The sequence below is a fragment of the Spirosoma sp. SC4-14 genome, from assembly GCF_037201965.1.
In the GTDB taxonomy this organism is placed as follows: Bacteria; Bacteroidota; Bacteroidia; order Cytophagales; family Spirosomataceae; genus Spirosoma.
Genome location: NZ_CP147518.1, coordinates 2734238 through 2750728 on the forward strand (window position 1 = coordinate 2734238; position 16491 = coordinate 2750728).

Here is a 16491-nt window from a genome sequence, read left to right on the forward strand (position 1 = left end):
ATTATAGAGAAAAGCGGTCCATCTAGTCTTTCACCCCTTCGGGGCTAAACTGAAACTTATGTTCTCTAATTCTATAATCCTGACATCCCTACGGGATTCAAACGACGATTGCTTTGTTCTATCGTTTACTAATGGTCGAGAACAGGAAATCCAGCGCGGGGCTATCGGCCATTGGCGCTGCGGCTGTTTTATCGCCAAAAACCATAATGTGCTTGTCTTTTGCCGAATAGGATGGCCATTGCGAAAGCCCTTTACCGTTTGGATTGCCGGTTTTGATGAAATTAGCAAAGTAGGCTGACATATTTCTGGCCAGTTCGGCGTCGGTCGGTTCCAGCGGACGTAGCGTGTGGTCGATAAACTTAAGGTTGTCGTAGGCGTAGGCGACCTCGCCCGTGTGGAAAGCACCATAATGGGCATAATCGCCCGTAGCCGGAACTTTTCGGGTAAATCGATACACGTACACAGGCTTGCCCTGCCCGCTGGCAATATTTGCCCAGGTGTAGTTCTGCGCACCAAAGATCATATCTCGGGAGATTTTCATTTGCGAACTGGCCGCTTCGGCGTCAGTGTTGCCGGGGTAGTATTTCAGAAATTGTTCAGCGTTCGCGCCGTACTGCTGCTGAATCTGTTTTCGGTATTCGTCCGCAGTTTTCTTTGGACCGAAAGACATGCCCTCATCTTCGTTCCAGCCCGTCAGCAGTATTACGTCATTTTCTTTCCCAGCCGCAAAAATGGCCGGAATCGACTCCGGCAGTACGTACCCGTCAATAATCGGACCGCGTCCCTGTGCTTTTTTCATGATCTCCTCCGCGGGTTTGGCCCGCAGTTCGGCCAGCGACGATGCACCCAGTGCCTGCGCCATTTTCAGCCCGGCTTCTTCGCCCTGCTGAAGCGTTGGATGTGGATTGGCAAAGCTGGCTCCGCTTTCGGCAATGGCTTTTTTAAACAGACCTTTCGCCAGTGGAGTTGCCACCATGCAGTTTACACTCATCGACCCGGCCGACTGCCCGGCAATGGTTACGTTGTTTGGATCACCGCCAAACTGGGCAATATTTTTCTTCACCCACTGCAAAGCCGCTACCTGATCCATTAGCCCGTAATTGCCCGACGCCTGTTTGCCCGATTCTTTAGTCAGTTCGGGATGGGCGAAGAAACCAAAGGGACCAACGCGGTAGTTGGCACTAACAAAAATTATACCTTTTTTGGCGGTGGCTTCCCCATCATAAATTGGGCAGGCGGTGCCGCCACTGCCAAAACCTCCACCATAGATCCAAACAAGCACAGGTCGCTTTTCGCCCACCGATTTAGCTCCCGACCATACGTTGAGGTACAGACAGTCTTCGCTAATTGGCTCTTTGGGGATCAGAAACTCAGCGCTCCACGGCCCGAATGGATTCGGTGTGCCCTGCATCGGACTTGCACAAAACGCATCGCATTTCCGAACGCCCGACCACGGTTTTACGGGCTGAGGGGCTTTCCAGCGCAAGTCGCCAACGGGTGGAGCGGCAAAGGGAATCCCCCGGAAAATGTGTACGTCGCCGTCCTGATTGAGCGTGCCGGAAATCATACCGCCTTCCACTTTTACCGTGTCGAAATCCTTCGTTGAGGTAAAAGCTGCTGTTCCAAGCAGGCTCAGGAGTAAAAGTGAAAGAACGGATTTCATTAAAGATTTAGGTTTGTAGTCGTTCGCTTGTCGGTTGCTTTTCGATCGCTCGTCCGCGATTGTATCGCGGATGACCGAGGCCCGCGTCTATGACGCGATCATCCAGTTGGTTTGTTATCGCGTCGCAGACGCGAATCTCCAGCATCCGCGATTGCATCGCGGACGAGCGGGTTTTTTACTGATTCATTGTGCCGTTGGCTTTCAGGATTTTACTGAAAAACAAGACCTGATACGGCAGCGAATTCTCCCAGTATGCCCAGGTGTGAGCGCCGGGCCGTTCGGTATAGTCGTGTGGCGTTTTGTTTTCGATGAGTTGCTGATGCAGATCCCGATTGCCGACAATTAGAAAATCATCGACGCCAATGTCGAAAATGAGCGGGAGCCCGTTTTTCTTTAATTGATCGGCCAGCGTCACCATCGTATAGCCCGGATAGGGTGCATCGCCTTCTTTCGGTGGGCCCAGGAGCTTCGCGAAGTTTTCCGAACGGGATTTGGCAAAGTCGGCGGGTACTTTCCAGGTAGCCGTATTGATATTCATGACGCCACTCATGCTTCCGGCTGCGCAATACAGATCCGGGTGCCGACTCGAAATAAACATGGCACCGTGCCCGCCCATGCTCAAACCCGCAATAATCCGGCCCTTACGATCATGAATGGTACGATACGTATTGTCGATTTTGTCGATCAGTTCTTTTGAAATAAATGTCTCGAACTGACTGGTTTTGACGAGTGGACTATCGAAATAATAGCTGGTTGGGTCGCCGTCGGGCGTAACGATAATCAGGTTATACTGATCGGCCATTCGGTGAAGCAGCGTCTTATCGGCAAGTTTGGTTAGCCAGTCGCGGAAGCTGCCTGTACCTCCATGCAGCAGGTAAAGCACCGGGAAGGGCGTAGCATCCCGTTTTTTAGCGTTTACGTAGCGTTCCGGCAGGACGACAGCTGCCCGTAATGTCCGGTTCATGCTAGCGCTTGCTACGTCCAGCGTATCGACTTTTGCCGCCAGTGTTTGAATTGCAAAAAGACAGCCAATCGCAGCCGTGAACAGTTTAGTATGCATTATTGATACGGACTATTGAGATAAAGATCCATTCTCTTTTAACACGTTTTGAAAAAATAAGATGTGGTTCGGCAGCGAGTTTTGCCAATATTCCCAGCTATGTCCGCCAGGTCGTTCGCTGTAGTCGTGAGGAGTTTGGTTGAAAACCAGCCGGCGGTGCAATTCGCGATTTGGTTCGATAAGAAAGTCGTCGACACCGCAGTCAAAAATCAGCTTCTGTCCATTGGTTTTTAGTTTATCGGCCAGATTAATTACCGAAAAAGTTGCGTAGGTATCCGGCACCTGCTCAATAGGCCCCAGTATTTTCTCAAACTCCAGTTTAATGCCTTTGGCCATTTCAGGCGGCAGTTTCCAGCTTTGCATGTCGGGGTTGAGGGCTCCACTCATGCTACCTGCCGCACAGTAGAGGTCAGGGTGACGGGCAGCCAATAAAAGCGAGCCGTATCCTCCCATACTTAGGCCCGTAAGAACACGCCCTTTTCGGTCGCGGATAGTACGATACGTATTGTCGATTTTAGAAATAACTTCTTTGGTCAGGTATGTTTCAAACTGGCTTTCCTTGTTGACCGGACTATCCAGGTAATAACTGAAAATTTCACCTTCCGGCATTGCAATAATCAGGTTGTAGTGGTCGGCTAGTCGCTGAATTAAGTGCTTGTCGGGCGTTTTAGTGATCCAGTCGTTAAAATGTCCGTAGCCGCCATGGAGAAGGTACAACACCGGATAGTTGGCCTTGCTTTTCGCATAGGATTCAGGCAATACAACTACTGCCCGGAAATTCTTTTTCATGACAGCACTTGGAATGTCGAGCGAATCGACTTTAGCTGCAAAGGAAGTCAGCGTAGAAATCAGGCTAAGTATGATTATCAACGTTCTAATCATGGCATTTTGCGGACGTTATTGAGCAATCGAACCATTTTCTTTCAGAATTTTCTGGAAAAACAGCAGGTGATAAGGCAGCGAGTTTTGCCAGTAATCCCAGGTATGACCACCCGGCCGTTCAGTATAGTCATGCTCAACGTTACTGTAAACCAATCGGCGATGCAGTTCGCGGTTTGGCTCGATGAGGAAATCATTGACACCGCAATCTATAATGATTTTCTGACCGTTTGCTTTGATTTTGTCGGTCATGTAAACGACCGAGTTCGCTATGTAGTTGTTGGGGATTGAACCCATCGGTCCCAGGATTCGGTTAAATTCTGGTTCTATTCTTTTTTCGAAAGTCGGATCGATACGCCAGGTCTTGTAGTTCAGATCGACGGCGCCACTCATGCTGCCAGCCGCGCAGTAAAGCTCAGGATGCCGCGTTGCCAGATACAATGCCCCGTGGCCGCCCATGCTCAGGCCCGTAATGACCCGGCCTTTACTCTCACGAATGGTGCGGTACGTATTGTCGATCTTGCTAATTACTTCTTTGGTAAGATAGGTTTCAAACAGATTGTCTTTTTGCGTTGGACTGTCCAGATAGCCGCTAAGCTTGTCGCCTTCGGGCATCACAATAATGAGGTTGTAGTGATCGGCCAGTTTGTGGATCAGCATCTTATCCGGCGTTTGTTTGAGCCAGTCGCTGAACTGACCACCCCCTCCATGCAGCAGGTATAAGACAGGATAGGTTGTTTTGCTCTTCGCGTAGGATTCGGGAAGGACCACAGCCGCCCGCATACTCCGGTTCATGGCGGCACTCGGTACGTCCAGTGTATCGACTTTAGCGCAGAAAGCAAGCTGAGGTAAAAAAAACAAGCAAAAAGCAACCGGCCGCAAAATAGATTTCATGCTGTAAGACAGGAGTTAAGTATCTGTTCATGCAGGCTCCGGGCGGTAGGATTAAATTAGTCAGAACCTTTGTGTCAAAAATACATAAAGACAGGGTTCTACCAAAACATATTTGACTTTTTTGTAAAATATTGGGACTAATTATAATCTGAGACGGTTTTTGGTTAATGGGTCAATAGAGGAGTTTGTATGCCACTATCAGATAATTAACACATAATCGGGGGGCTAATGTATGCAACTGGGCTTAAGCACATCGGAGCACTGCGCCAACGATTACCAGAACCTTATACTTGCTTACCAATCGGGTTAAATATAATTGGCTCGTCGGGAAGTCCTGGCAATTCATGTCCACGATAAAATTGAATGAGGCCTTTTACGCTGATGTCGGGTCGGCTGCGAAGCTGGTTTACAACCGGAGAAATGCGTCGGCGGCTAACGGGCAACCACACTCCGGCTACCAGAACATCGGCAGAACGGTCGCCATTTCGGCGAATATGGGTTATATGATGGGGATTAACGGCTAAACTTTTACTTAATCGGATAAAGTCGGGTACTGTGTCAATACATTTCTTTAACGTAGTTGAGTTGACTTCTGGCACTGACGATCCAATTAAAAATACACGGGTGTAATTTCCCCATCCCATCAGATGGGTGATGCGATAGGTATTGACACTCAGCTTACTAAGTTTCATGTATAGTTTCTCAAATTGAAATACAATTAGTTTACAATAAATATAAGAATCTTACCGAATAGTAAGCAAATAAGGCGGCCCTTAAAGAGCAGCCTTATTTAGTAGTTTGAAAAGAAAAGTCATCTGTACCTACGAGAATTTAATAAGGACGGATTTACAGAAATTGATTTTTTTTGAAAAATCTCGCCAGATGATCATTAGGACTAATCTTTAAGACTGCAATGGCTGTTTGTGTTACGTTTTTGTAAAACGTAGGTATTGGCCGGGAAAGTGGCATGTGGAATAAAGTATTTATAATCTACAGATTCTGTAGAAAATAATAAACACAATTTGTATTGCAAAATGGTTAACTGTCAGATAATCAGTAGTTGGCATGGTATTGGTAAAGAGTTAGGCAAAATAGAATAATTGACTAACCTCAAAACCACAAGTAATTATGGCAACGTTTGGAGAACGCATTGCAAACTTTTTTGGTGGAAATGACACCGAAACTCAGGAAGGACTACGTAGTCTGTTCGCAACAGAGTTGAAGGATATGTATTATGCCGAGAAACAGGCAGTTGATGCCCTGGGCGAACAGGCCGATGCGTCGACAACCGATGAAGTCCGCAACGCATTTTTGCAGCATCAGAGTGAAACCCGCAATCAGGTGATGCGATTAGAGCAGGTTTTCAACAGTATTGGCATTGATGTAGATGAGGGAACCTGTGATGCAATTGATGGGCTGGTCGACGATGCTCAGCGTGTTGTATCGAACACCGACTCGGGTTCACTAACGCGCGACGCTGGGTTGATTATTGCTGGTCAGAAAATTGAACATCACGAAATTGCTGCCTACGGTTCGGCCGTAACATTAGCCCAGGTGCTCGGCTATACGGAAGCCGCCAGGCTGTTGCAACAGACGCTAGATGAGGAGAAAAACGCCGATAAAAAGTTAACTATGCTTGCCGAATCATTTGTGAACAACAGGGCTGCGTCTGAGCAGGATGGCGACAATGATTCGTACCGAAATGACCTTAATCGGACAGATAATGCCGACCGCCAGGGTGTGGTTAATCCAGATGGAACACGTTATGCCGAAAGTACGACCACAACCGACTATAATACCGGAACCGATATAAATCGGGGAAGTACCTTTGGTATATAATTGATAGCAACAACAAAAAACGGCACCGCAAACAATTGCGGTGCCGTTTTTTGTTGTTGCTATTTGTTGATTATCAGGCAGATGGGCGATGCTTTTGGTACAGACGCTATAGCAAAAGCAACTGGTTGTTTATTCAGGAAGCTCGTCATAATCCGATTCTTCCGGATCATCTTCCGTGCCATCGTTATTGCCCAGCGAATCGGCATTGCCGTAATTCGACAGATCTGGCGCCATATTCGGGCTTCCCGAAACGGCACCCATACCTTTGTTTATTTCCTGCGCTTCCTGCTCGTCAGTTGGGGTTGTTGGGGCAGAATTTGCATCACCCGATAAATCGGTAGGAGCATACGATTCGCTCAGCATATCACTTTCATCCGGTATCTGGATGGGGCCGCCTGTTTCGGGTTGAAACGATTGCGATGGCTCATTGAGCATGGCATCCTGATTGGTATTTTCCATAGTATTTTGTTTAGCTGGTTTATAGGTCAAACTAAAATCCAGCCAATATGATTAGCCTCGTGTAAATACTTCCCACAGGCGGCTTTGCAATTTTCCGGCATAGGTCTTAACATCGAGATGGGACGCGTGAATCGTAAACGGACTAAACTGATGGGGAGCCGACGACAGTGGTTCAATCCGAATGGTTCGCCCGGTAGTCCAGCGCCCGGCCAACCGACGGACCGAGCCGGTTAACCGAACTCCGGCATCAATCAGATCAACGGCGCAACTCTCGGGGTGTTGAGCTGTTGCCAGCACATGAGAAAACCGCTGCAATTGGTCGGCGTCGAACCAGGACAACTTCGGAAAATTCAATTGATTCGTCTGGCGGCCTTTGCGAAAAAGAACCTGTAAGGACAGTAAAGACTGTCCTGTTGCCGGACCTGACAATACTTGCAGGTCTAGAACTTCTAATGGTGATGTCCCTGATGCTGTAGCGAGTTCAATGTTCATATAGGGAGATGAAGAAGATAAAGTAAGCAGTAAACCGGACAAAGGTAGGAGATGTTTTCTCTTCTTTATACGTAGATCATCTTCCGGGTTATGCCACCATCCACTATAAAGTTCTGCCCGGTGATAAAGTTATTTTCCGGCGCAATCAGAAACAGAATCATACGGGCAATATCGTCGGCCTGTCCCACTCGGCCAGCCGGGTGCTGAGCATGATCTTCGGGGCGTAGTTCTTCGGGTTTGGCTTTTGATTTTTTCTTTAATGCTGATACATCAATCCAGCCCGGACTGATGGCATTGACCCGAATGTCGGGGCCGAGACTAATGGCCAGTGAATGCGTCAGAGCCAGAATTCCTCCTTTGCTGGCCGAATAGGGGAAGGTATCGGGTTCAGATTGAAAAGCCCGCGTTGACCCCAGGTTAATGATACTCCCTTTTTGCTGGGCCAGGTACTGAGCCGTGTGCTTGGCACATAGAAAAGCACCCGTCAGGTTTGTACCGATTACGCGATTCCATTCGTCGAGGGTTAGTTTGTCGAGCGATTTTTCGATCATGATGGCTGCATTGTTAATGAGCGCATCGATCTGGCCGAAATGTGAAACGGTTTGCTCGGCAGCTTTCCGAACATTCATCTCACTCGACACATCGCAGGATACGAAGAGAATCTGGGCCGACGATGCTTTGAATGCTTCGCGAAGTTCGGCCAGGGCATCGGTGTCCGACTCCCAGATGGCTACGCGGTAGCCGTGTGTAAGCAAATACTGTGTGACGACTCGGCCGATACCCTGGCCTCCGCCGGTAATGATAGCTGTTCTCATACAAGTTGGATAAATCCTAAAAACGTCTAAATCGGTAGGATTGGTAACAGAATTAGATGATGTTGGGTTAACTAAACCGTATCTTTATCGAACGGGCTATTTCTATTGGCATGCTTCAGATTGCTTTTTCGCCGGTTTATCGACTTAGACTCCCTGAAGGTCACCGGTTTCCAATGCTTAAGTATGAACTAATTTATGAACAGTTGCTTTACGAAGGCACTTGCAGCGATAACAATTTTTTTGCGCCGGACCCCGTTAACGACCGTTGGGTGCTGGGTGTGCATACGGCGGAGTATGTGTTGGCCCTGAAAACCCTGACCATTGCGCCTGCGATGATGCGCCGGATTGGCTTTCCATTAACGAAAGAACTGATTGATAGGGAGTGGGTCATCACTCAGGGAACCATCGACTGCACACAGATTGCCTTTCGCGATGGTGTTGCCATGAACATTGCTGGCGGAACACACCATGCATATCCCGATCGGGGCGAAGGTTTTTGTTTGCTTAATGACGTAGGTGTAGCTGCTCATTATTTGCTGGAAACGGGTCGGGCAAAGAAAATTCTGGTCATTGATCTTGATGTGCATCAGGGCAACGGAACGGCCGTAATGTTTCAGCACGAACCACGGGTTTTCACGTTCAGCATGCACGGTAAAGACAACTATCCGCTCAAAAAAGAACAGTCGGATCTGGATGTTGAACTTCCAACCGGCATGGCCGACAATGCTTATCTGACAACTCTTACCGATACGCTACCGGCGCTGATCCGACGCGAACAACCCGATTTTCTGTTTTATATCTCAGGTGTCGATATACTGGAGTCAGATCGGCTGGGTAAACTCGGCGTTTCGCGGGAGGGCTGTAAAGAGCGGGATGCATTCGTTTTCAATCAGGCAAAAGCATTCGGGCTGCCCATAGTAGTGTCGATGGGTGGAGGATATTCGCCCCGCCTGACCGATATTGTCGAAGCGCACTGCAATACATTTCGGGTGGCGGCCAATCTGTTTTTCTGACCCGGAACCACATAAATAGTGTTGTAGAAACGGTCTGTTGACTGGTTCCTGATCCAATCATGAGGTAGATAGAAGGCAAACAAAACGAAACCGTTGAGTTCACAATTCCATGATTGGGAGCGAGAACCAGGCTTCTGGGGTGCATTGATTGGGGGTATTTTCAGGTTTGTCTGATCAGGCTATCTGTTAAATGAGTAGAAAAAGATTACCCCAGCCCCTATACTACAGGAAAACAACACCAGACCGGGGCTATGCCCGATCGATAAACCTGAACATTCATTCGAATGATAGCACAGTTTATCGGAGATTCTTAACTGTAGTTGTATCTTGGCATCACTATTAATAATGATGAGCGTAGGTAATAGATCCGTTTTTCAGGCGGCTCTATCTAAGCGATTTCATCTGAGCGACTCCAAATGAAATAAAGCAAAACGAATGGCCTCGTTTTGTTCCTTATATGAAGCAGAACATTGTTAAAACCCGGCTCAAAAATAATCAGCCCGTTTTAGGTATCCTTTCCAATAGTACTGATCCAACAGTAGCTGAACTTTGTGGTTTTTCGGGCCTGGATTTTTACATGATCGATGGTGAGCATAGTCCTGTAACTACTGCGCAGGTGCAGGAAATAGTGCGGGCTTGTGAAGTAAGCGGTATTACGCCACTGGCTCGTGTGCGCAGCAATGACCCCAAACTGATACTCCAGTTTCTGGACGCTGGCGTAATGGGTATTATGATGCCAGGAGTTAAAACCGTGGCTGAGGTTGAAACATTGGTTCAGGCCGTAAAATATCCTCCGTTGGGGAATCGTGGTTTTGGCCCGGCCCGAGCGTCAGATTATTTACTGGGGGCTATGAACCAGGGCGAATTTGTTGCTTTCTCGAATGAACAGACGCTAATATTGCCCCAGATCGAAGATCGGGAAGCGATCGACAACATCGACGACCTGTTGGCAGTTGCAGGTATCGATGGGTTCGTAATCGGTCCTCGCGATCTGGCTATGTCGATGGGATACTACGATGGGCCTGCGCACGATGAAGTGAAGCGAACCATTGCGGGAGTAGTCGAAAAAATACGAAAAGCAGGGCTGGTGGCAGGTACCACAGCCGCTACTGGCGATCAGGCCAGAGCCTTGATCGACCGGGGTGTTTTGTTTTGCCTCAATTCGTTTGCCGGGCTACTAAAGCTGGCCGCCGGCGATTACATGAAAGGACGGCAATAAGCAGGTATCAGCCAACAGGTGTGGCGATACCATCCCAGGTCGGTTGTTGATTGATACCTGTTCATCGAAAAGGGTGTTTCTTATGTACAAAATCGGTATTGATATAGGAGGTACGTTTACTGATCTGGTTCTGCTGAACGATACAACGGGTGAGCTGGTGTTTGGCAAAACCCTGACTACCTACCATAACCCCGCTGGTGGCATTATAACCGGCATTACCGATTTGCTGAACCGGGCTGAACTGCACCTGAACGATATTGATATGATTGTTCATGGAACCACGTTGGTAACGAATGCCATTTTTGAGCGAAAAGGAGCAAAAACCGGGTTAATCACCACACGCGGATTTGAAGATGTACTGGAAATCGGGCGCGAATACCGATACGATATATATGATCTTCAGATAACAATGCCCGATCCGCTGATTCCCCGCAACCTCCGTTTGGGTATTACAGAGCGAATCGATTTTCAGGGCAATGTGCTGACACCGTTGCTGGAGACCGAGATAGCTTCTGTGGTTGATGAGCTTGTTGGCAAAGGGGTGCAGGCCATTGCGGTGTGTCTGCTTCAGTCGTTTGCCAATCCAGTTCACGAACGGAGAGTCGGTGATTTTATTCAACGGCATTATCCGGCTATTTCGGTTAGTTTATCGGTCGATATTATGCCCGAAATTCGGGAATATGAGCGTACATCAACTACTGTCTTAAACGCCTATGTACAACCCCTGATCGATCGGTATTTCAATGCGTTGCAGAATCAGCTTACGGCTTTAGGGTTTAAGGGAGCCGTCAGGATTATGGTGTCGAACGGTCGGCTGACCACGCTCGGCGAAGCGCAGCGAAAACCCATTCAGCTTCTGGAGTCCGGACCGGCTGGGGGGGCGATGGCAGGTGTATTTTTTGGGAAGCTTACGGGCCATACCGACATTGCTACGTTCGATATGGGCGGTACGACGGCAAAAACCTCACTCATATTTAACCATCAGCCCGAAATTACCAATGAATTTGAGGCTGCCAGAGTCCGGCGATTTAAGCAGGGATCTGGGTTACCGGTTCGGATACCGGTAATTGATATCAATGAAATTGGGGCAGGAGGGAGCAGTATAGCCTATGTAGATAAATTAGGCTTACTCAAAGTGGGTCCCGAAAGTGCAACATCGGACCCCGGTCCTGCCTGCTATGGCCGAGGAGGGACACGCCCTACTGTAACAGATTGTGATTTGCTGTTGGGGTACCTGAACGAAGCATTTTTTCTGGGGGGAACTATCCGTCTGGACAAGGAAGCTGCTCAACAGGCAATCGAAGAACATATTGCCCGACCGCTCGGTATTAGTGTTCAGCAGGCTGCCATGGGCGTTCACCGGATTGTTAACGAAAACATGGCGAATGCGGCTCGGGTGCATATTCTCGACAAAGGCCATGATCCTCGTAACTATAGTTTACTGGCTTTTGGTGGAGCAGGCCCTGTTCATGCATTCGATGTTGCCCGACTGCTGGGTTCTCCAGAGCTTATTATCCCAACGGGAGCAGGTGTAGCGTCGGCCTTAGGGTTTCTGGTATCGCCTACCGCCTACGAATGCGTACGTAGCTATGTAAATCATGTTGCCTCAATTGACTGGATTCGCCTGAACGATCTGTTGGCCGAAATGGAAGAAGAAGGGTATGCGTTTCTGGAAAAAGCCGGACACAAGTCGGCTGATGCCATGGTTAGCCGGTCGGCAGGGATGCGCTACGTTGGACAGGGGCACGAAATTGCCGTAAAGATTCCAAACGGAATATTGTCGGCGGTCTCGGCCGAAGAAATAGAAGCTAATTTTCGGGAAGAGTATGAGCTTCGGTTTGGCCGAACCATCGCTAAAGCCGCCATTGAGGCCGTAAGCTGGCGCGTAATTGTCAGTTGCCCTTCAGTATTGTTTAAGCCCAAGCAGCGGGAAATCAATACAACCTATCGGATCGGCGACCGTGATTTTTCGGGACTGAAAGGCTACCGGCAAGTGTATTATATGGGCGACGACGTTCCGTGTGCCTGTCCGGTTTATGATCGGTATAAAATTCGTCCGAACGATTATTTGTCGGGGCCTGTAATCATTGAAGAAATAGAATCTACTGTTGTCATTGGCCGTCATGCGTATGTTCGTATGGACGAACACCGAAACCTGATTGTCAGTCTGCGACGCTGATAAAAAAAGCCATAGACCCTATGTTGTAGTCATGGAATCGACCGAAAGCCTGAATACCTATGATGCTATCACCCTAAGCATCCTCTGGGCACGACTCGTTGCTATTGTCGACGAAGCCGGAACAATACTACGGCGAACGTCTTTCTCGACCGGCACCCGTGAGTCCAGCGATTTCGCCATTGTATTGATGGATACTGACGGAAACTCACTGGCTCAGTCGACCACCAGCGTGCCTTCATTTATGGGAGTTCTGCCGATGCTGGTTCGATCCTTACTAGCCGGTAATTTCCCATTAGCAAAGTGGCAACCTGGCGACGTGGTAATTACAAACGACCCGTGGTTATGTGCCGGGGCGAAAGCGGATGTCGGGATTATTGCTCCTGTTTTCCGGTCGCAAAGTGATTTCGGTGACATAAAACTGATTGGTTTCATGGGATGCGTTGCCCACTCGCCCGACATGGGCGGAATACTCTGGGGAGCTGGCGCTCGTGATCTATATGAAGAAGGCTTGCTAATTCCGCCTGTTAAATTATATGAATCTGGTAATCAGAATCAATTGATTCTGACACTTATTGAGGCCAATGTGCGGGCTCCGCAACAAACCATCGGCGATATTCGGGCGCAGGTGTCAGCCATTGAGCAGGGCGTTCGTTCGCTGATGCGCATGATGGACGAATACCAGATGGATAATCTTGAGCCATTGGCCCGGCAAATTCTCGACGCATCGGAGCGGGCAATGCGTGAGGCAATCCGAAAAGCACCTGATGGGCAGTACCACTATTTTTATCCGATTGATGGGGATGGACTCAATGAGCCTGCGTTTATCAACTGCCTGGTTCAGATTCAGGACGATGAAATTACGGTCGATTATGATGGCACGTCGGGCGTTCATTCATTAGCAATCAATGCTGCTTTTAATTATGTGTATGCCTATACAACGTACCCGATCATTTGCGTTTTTAGCCCCGACGTACCCAGTAATGAAGGCGCATTGCGTCCCATTCGGGTTTCTGCCCCTATAGGTTCATTACTCAATGCACAACCTCCTGCTCCATTAGGCGCTCGCTATATAACGGGCAATTTATTACAGGCTCCGCTTTTCGGAGCTTTGGCGCAGGCTGTTCCTGACTTAGTACAGGCCGATAGTGGTTCTGCCTGCTGGAGTATAGTTCTGCACGGACAGCGGGAAATTCCCGTAAAAACAAAAACTGGGGTCGAAACGCAAAAGATCGAATTTGTAGAATATTGTTTCCTGAATGGTGGCTACGGTGCTCGTCCGACCAAAGATGGTGTTAATGTATTGAGTTTCCCGACAAATGTAGCAAACGTGCCAATTGAAGTGCTGGAACGAAATGCTCCCATATTGATAACCGAAAAATCGTTGAGGCCAGGCACGGGAGGAGCCGGTAAATTTCGTGGAGGGTTAGGACAAGTTTTTTCGTTTAAGATGGTTGGTACTGACCCTATTACAGTGTCTATTCTGACAGAAAAAACAAAGACCGTTGCCCATGGAATGCTAGGTGGAGAACCGGGAGCAGCGGGAGCCATCATTAGCAATCGGAAATTACCTCCCAAGGGACTTGCCCGGCTCTATGCGGGCGATGAAATCACGCTGCAACTACCGGGTGGGGGCGGATATGGATTGGCATCGGAGCGCGACCCGGTAGCCACTCGCCGGGATAATGAATTAGGCTATAGCTGACCATAGCTTAAGTCTATCTTAAACCTTTCGGTAAGCCGTCAGTTTATTTGCAGGAGCACATAAACGGAAAAGATTGATGAACGACGATAGGGCCATACTGTATAACCTGCCGCCTGTCTACAATCGTGTTGAAAAGCATGGTGCTTTTCCTGATATATCACACGACGAGACTGCCCGTTTCAATTTTCTGACCGGTTTGAACCGTCACCTGAATCGGATTGTAGAACCAGGGGTTAAAGCTATTTTTGAGAAGCGCGTAAGGCCTCGATTTGAAGCGCAGACTGGGCGTCTGTTTACCACCGCCGACGAAATTCAGGAGATGATGATGCAGGATTCTCAGTATCAAGTTGGCAGCGCGCTACGCCGGTCTACGATTGAAATGATTCAGCAGGCGACGCGCTCGGTGGTTTTGCGCCAGATTGATGAGTTGGCAGAAAAAGCGCGGTACTATAATAACCAGCGTCCGGAAACACTCAAACTCAATCCGGCTGTAGAGATTCCCTGCTATCTGAGTGTTATTGATCAGGGCTGCATGCCGGGTAGTTATTATACCGAATACGGCAACGACGATGTAACGAATGCGGCAAACTATGATGCTGGGCAGTTTCTTATAACGGATGGACGCTTGGGGAAGCTTTCAGACGGTATTGGCCGGGGTTTGGTTCAGTGGCTACGGCTTAACTATCCGACCTTTAGCCCAAAACAAATCCTCGACATTGGCTGTGGTAGTGGTTATCAAACATTACCAGTAGCTATGGGGTATCCTGATGCCGACATAATTGGGGTTGATGTTAGTGCCCCAATGCTGCGCTATGGTCATGCCCGTATGGTAGCGTTGGGTGTTGATAAGGTAACGTTCTGGCAAGCCAATGCCGAGCAATTGCCTTTTGTCGATAATTCATTCGATCTGGTTTTTACGACAAGATTTTTGCACGAGATTCCGGCAAATTCGGTCGAGGCAATCATTCAGGAAATTTACCGGATACTAAAACCCAATGGCTTAATGCTTCATATCGATCAGGCTGGCAATGCAGAAGCTATTCCTTTATTTGATCAGTTTGTGCATAATTGGCGAGCCCTGACCAACAACGAACTTTTTAGCCTGGATATACCCCAAAGAAACATTGTAAAATGGCTTCACTCGGGCGGTTTTGCCGAAAGAGATCGACTGCAATTTGGTATAGAGGTCATAAATGACTTTGCTGGAAAGAGTACACCCATCGAAGCAGGAGCTGAGCGTGTGGCACCTCTGATTCAGCATGTTTTTGGTGGCTGGAAGTGAATGCCAGGAGGCAATTATTGCCTTCTGCGAAAACTTTTTATCGATATGGCAAACAAATTATCATAAACTGCAATTATGATTAATAACATTACACTTTCCGGAGCCAGAGCCAAAGGGCCACGGCCTTATAGTTTAGGCGATAGATCTCTGGAAGATGCACTGAATATTATAATGGCACTGGCTGGTGAGCTGGCCGTTGTTCGTGAACGTTTAGACACGCTCGAACGATTACTTGAGCAAAAAGGGGTGGTTTTGCCGGAAGAAGTTGACCAGTTTGTTCCAACGTATGACCAGGAAAAAAAACGTCAGCAATGGCAGGCCGATTATATAGCGCGAATCCTTCGTATCGTACAACAGGAACTGGAAGCTATCCAACAACCGACCCTTAATAACTCTAATATGAAAGAAATCTTAGAAGAATTGGGAATAAGTCAGGAAATTGATTGATGTATGAAATCTTTTGTTGGCGAATTAACAGTTAATACCTATAATTGGACGATCAAATACTATTGGTCGTTTAAGGTTACAAAGGGCGAGTATTACAAAAGAAACATACCAATGGAACCTACTTAACAGGTAGCCATCCATTCTTGTTTTTTTGAAAATATTATCCACACTCGATCATAAATTTTCCAACCGATATCTGTTTTTTAGAGTCTTGTTTTAACGGATTGGACTAAGACTTTTAGAGAATAGGTAAAGTCAGTGATCAGCCTCTTTTAAGAAAAAAACAACATTTTACGTTTAACCAGATTAACTGTGTGCTAAAAGTTATAATAATTTTGTGTGGCAACTTAAGCATTAATCCGTCCTATAGTTGCTTGCAGAATCTTATAATATAGGCACTTAGTTAGAAGAGTAACAAAAGTTGTTCATTACCTGAGTTGGCCGTTACATAAGTTTCTTGAATGGCTTTTGGGAGAATTAAAGTTTAGTTTGAAACATTGCGTCAAAATTAATTACGTACCTATGCGAACATTTATCCAACGACACCC

At 47.8% G+C, this 16491-nt stretch carries 15 protein-coding genes; 7 read left to right on the plus strand and 8 right to left on the minus strand.

Annotation, left to right across the window (positions count from 1 at the left end; translation table 11 throughout):
* Window positions 1-118 precede the first annotated feature (118 nt).
* From WBJ53_RS11005 to WBJ53_RS11025, 5 genes are all read right to left on the minus strand, one after another.
* On the minus strand, window positions 119-1663 hold the full coding sequence (locus tag WBJ53_RS11005; protein WP_338876169.1) for a carboxylesterase family protein: 1545 nt from the start codon (window positions 1661-1663) through the stop codon (window positions 119-121).
* A gap of 175 nt (window positions 1664-1838) precedes the next feature.
* Window positions 1839-2723: an alpha/beta hydrolase family protein gene (locus tag WBJ53_RS11010; RefSeq protein WP_338876171.1), complete on the minus strand. Its 885-nt coding sequence runs from the start codon at window positions 2721-2723 to the stop codon at window positions 1839-1841.
* A gap of 12 nt (window positions 2724-2735) precedes the next feature.
* Window positions 2736-3605: an alpha/beta hydrolase family protein gene (locus tag WBJ53_RS11015; protein ID WP_338876172.1), complete on the minus strand. Its 870-nt coding sequence runs from the start codon at window positions 3603-3605 to the stop codon at window positions 2736-2738.
* Between the two features lie 15 nt (window positions 3606-3620).
* Complete coding sequence (locus WBJ53_RS11020) at window positions 3621-4496, minus strand: alpha/beta hydrolase-fold protein (protein WP_338876173.1); 876 nt, start codon at window positions 4494-4496, stop codon at window positions 3621-3623.
* 284 nt (window positions 4497-4780) lie between these two features.
* Complete coding sequence (locus WBJ53_RS11025) at window positions 4781-5188, minus strand: LytTR family transcriptional regulator DNA-binding domain-containing protein (RefSeq protein WP_338876174.1); 408 nt, start codon at window positions 5186-5188, stop codon at window positions 4781-4783.
* A gap of 436 nt (window positions 5189-5624) precedes the next feature.
* Between WBJ53_RS11025 and WBJ53_RS11030 the strand changes: the two genes are divergently transcribed.
* Window positions 5625-6335, plus strand: coding sequence for a ferritin-like domain-containing protein (locus WBJ53_RS11030; RefSeq protein WP_338876175.1), 711 nt, complete (start codon window positions 5625-5627; stop codon window positions 6333-6335).
* A 129-nt stretch (window positions 6336-6464) separates the two neighbouring features.
* Here WBJ53_RS11030 and WBJ53_RS11035 read toward each other — a convergent pair whose 3' ends face one another.
* The 3 genes from WBJ53_RS11035 to WBJ53_RS11045 form a co-directional block, all read right to left on the minus strand.
* Window positions 6465-6794 (minus strand): hypothetical protein, encoded by a 330-nt coding sequence (locus tag WBJ53_RS11035; RefSeq protein ID WP_338876176.1) that lies wholly within the window; start codon window positions 6792-6794, stop codon window positions 6465-6467.
* Window positions 6795-6845: 51 nt separating this feature from the next.
* Window positions 6846-7286 carry a hypothetical protein gene (locus WBJ53_RS11040; protein ID WP_338876177.1) on the minus strand — a complete coding sequence of 147 codons (441 nt, stop codon included), beginning with the start codon at window positions 7284-7286 and terminating at the stop codon, window positions 6846-6848.
* Window positions 7287-7351: 65 nt separating this feature from the next.
* A complete protein-coding gene (locus WBJ53_RS11045) occupies window positions 7352-8101 on the minus strand; it encodes an SDR family oxidoreductase (RefSeq protein WP_338876178.1) in 750 nt (249 codons plus the stop codon).
* 110 nt (window positions 8102-8211) lie between these two features.
* On the opposite strand from WBJ53_RS11045, the gene WBJ53_RS11050 reads away from it, so the two are divergent.
* From WBJ53_RS11050 to WBJ53_RS11075, 6 genes are all read left to right on the plus strand, one after another.
* Complete coding sequence (locus WBJ53_RS11050) at window positions 8212-9114, plus strand: histone deacetylase (protein WP_338876179.1); 903 nt, start codon at window positions 8212-8214, stop codon at window positions 9112-9114.
* Window positions 9115-9571: 457 nt separating this feature from the next.
* Window positions 9572-10333, plus strand: coding sequence for an aldolase/citrate lyase family protein (locus WBJ53_RS11055; protein ID WP_338876180.1), 762 nt, complete (start codon window positions 9572-9574; stop codon window positions 10331-10333).
* 82 nt (window positions 10334-10415) lie between these two features.
* Window positions 10416-12512 carry a hydantoinase/oxoprolinase family protein gene (locus WBJ53_RS11060; RefSeq protein ID WP_338876181.1) on the plus strand — a complete coding sequence of 699 codons (2097 nt, stop codon included), beginning with the start codon at window positions 10416-10418 and terminating at the stop codon, window positions 12510-12512.
* Window positions 12513-12543: 31 nt separating this feature from the next.
* Window positions 12544-14214 (plus strand): hydantoinase B/oxoprolinase family protein, encoded by a 1671-nt coding sequence (locus WBJ53_RS11065; protein WP_338876182.1) that lies wholly within the window; start codon window positions 12544-12546, stop codon window positions 14212-14214.
* 76 nt (window positions 14215-14290) lie between these two features.
* Window positions 14291-15496, plus strand: a complete 1206-nt coding sequence (locus tag WBJ53_RS11070; protein WP_338876183.1) for a class I SAM-dependent methyltransferase — start codon at window positions 14291-14293, stop codon at window positions 15494-15496.
* Window positions 15497-15571: 75 nt separating this feature from the next.
* Window positions 15572-15943 carry a hypothetical protein gene (locus WBJ53_RS11075; RefSeq protein ID WP_338876184.1) on the plus strand — a complete coding sequence of 124 codons (372 nt, stop codon included), beginning with the start codon at window positions 15572-15574 and terminating at the stop codon, window positions 15941-15943.
* Window positions 15944-16491 lie beyond the last annotated feature (548 nt).

Bases quoted from the DNA above. Each gene is read 5' to 3' on its own strand.
- WBJ53_RS11005 (WP_338876169.1), bottom strand. From the start codon at position 1,663: ATGAAATCCGTTCTTTCACTTTTACTCCTGAGCCTGCTTGGAACAGCA.
- WBJ53_RS11010 (WP_338876171.1), bottom strand. From the start codon at position 2,723: ATGCATACTAAACTGTTCACGGCTGCGATTGGCTGTCTTTTTGCAATT.
- WBJ53_RS11015 (WP_338876172.1), bottom strand. From the start codon at position 3,605: ATGATTAGAACGTTGATAATCATACTTAGCCTGATTTCTACGCTGACT.
- WBJ53_RS11020 (WP_338876173.1), bottom strand. From the start codon at position 4,496: ATGAAATCTATTTTGCGGCCGGTTGCTTTTTGCTTGTTTTTTTTACCT.
- WBJ53_RS11025 (WP_338876174.1), bottom strand. From the start codon at position 5,188: ATGAAACTTAGTAAGCTGAGTGTCAATACCTATCGCATCACCCATCTG.
- WBJ53_RS11030 (WP_338876175.1), top strand. From the start codon at position 5,625: ATGGCAACGTTTGGAGAACGCATTGCAAACTTTTTTGGTGGAAATGAC.
- WBJ53_RS11035 (WP_338876176.1), bottom strand. From the start codon at position 6,794: ATGGAAAATACCAATCAGGATGCCATGCTCAATGAGCCATCGCAATCG.
- WBJ53_RS11040 (WP_338876177.1), bottom strand. From the start codon at position 7,286: ATGAACATTGAACTCGCTACAGCATCAGGGACATCACCATTAGAAGTT.
- WBJ53_RS11045 (WP_338876178.1), bottom strand. From the start codon at position 8,101: ATGAGAACAGCTATCATTACCGGCGGAGGCCAGGGTATCGGCCGAGTC.
- WBJ53_RS11050 (WP_338876179.1), top strand. From the start codon at position 8,212: ATGCTTCAGATTGCTTTTTCGCCGGTTTATCGACTTAGACTCCCTGAA.
- WBJ53_RS11055 (WP_338876180.1), top strand. From the start codon at position 9,572: ATGAAGCAGAACATTGTTAAAACCCGGCTCAAAAATAATCAGCCCGTT.
- WBJ53_RS11060 (WP_338876181.1), top strand. From the start codon at position 10,416: ATGTACAAAATCGGTATTGATATAGGAGGTACGTTTACTGATCTGGTT.
- WBJ53_RS11065 (WP_338876182.1), top strand. From the start codon at position 12,544: ATGGAATCGACCGAAAGCCTGAATACCTATGATGCTATCACCCTAAGC.
- WBJ53_RS11070 (WP_338876183.1), top strand. From the start codon at position 14,291: ATGAACGACGATAGGGCCATACTGTATAACCTGCCGCCTGTCTACAAT.
- WBJ53_RS11075 (WP_338876184.1), top strand. From the start codon at position 15,572: ATGATTAATAACATTACACTTTCCGGAGCCAGAGCCAAAGGGCCACGG.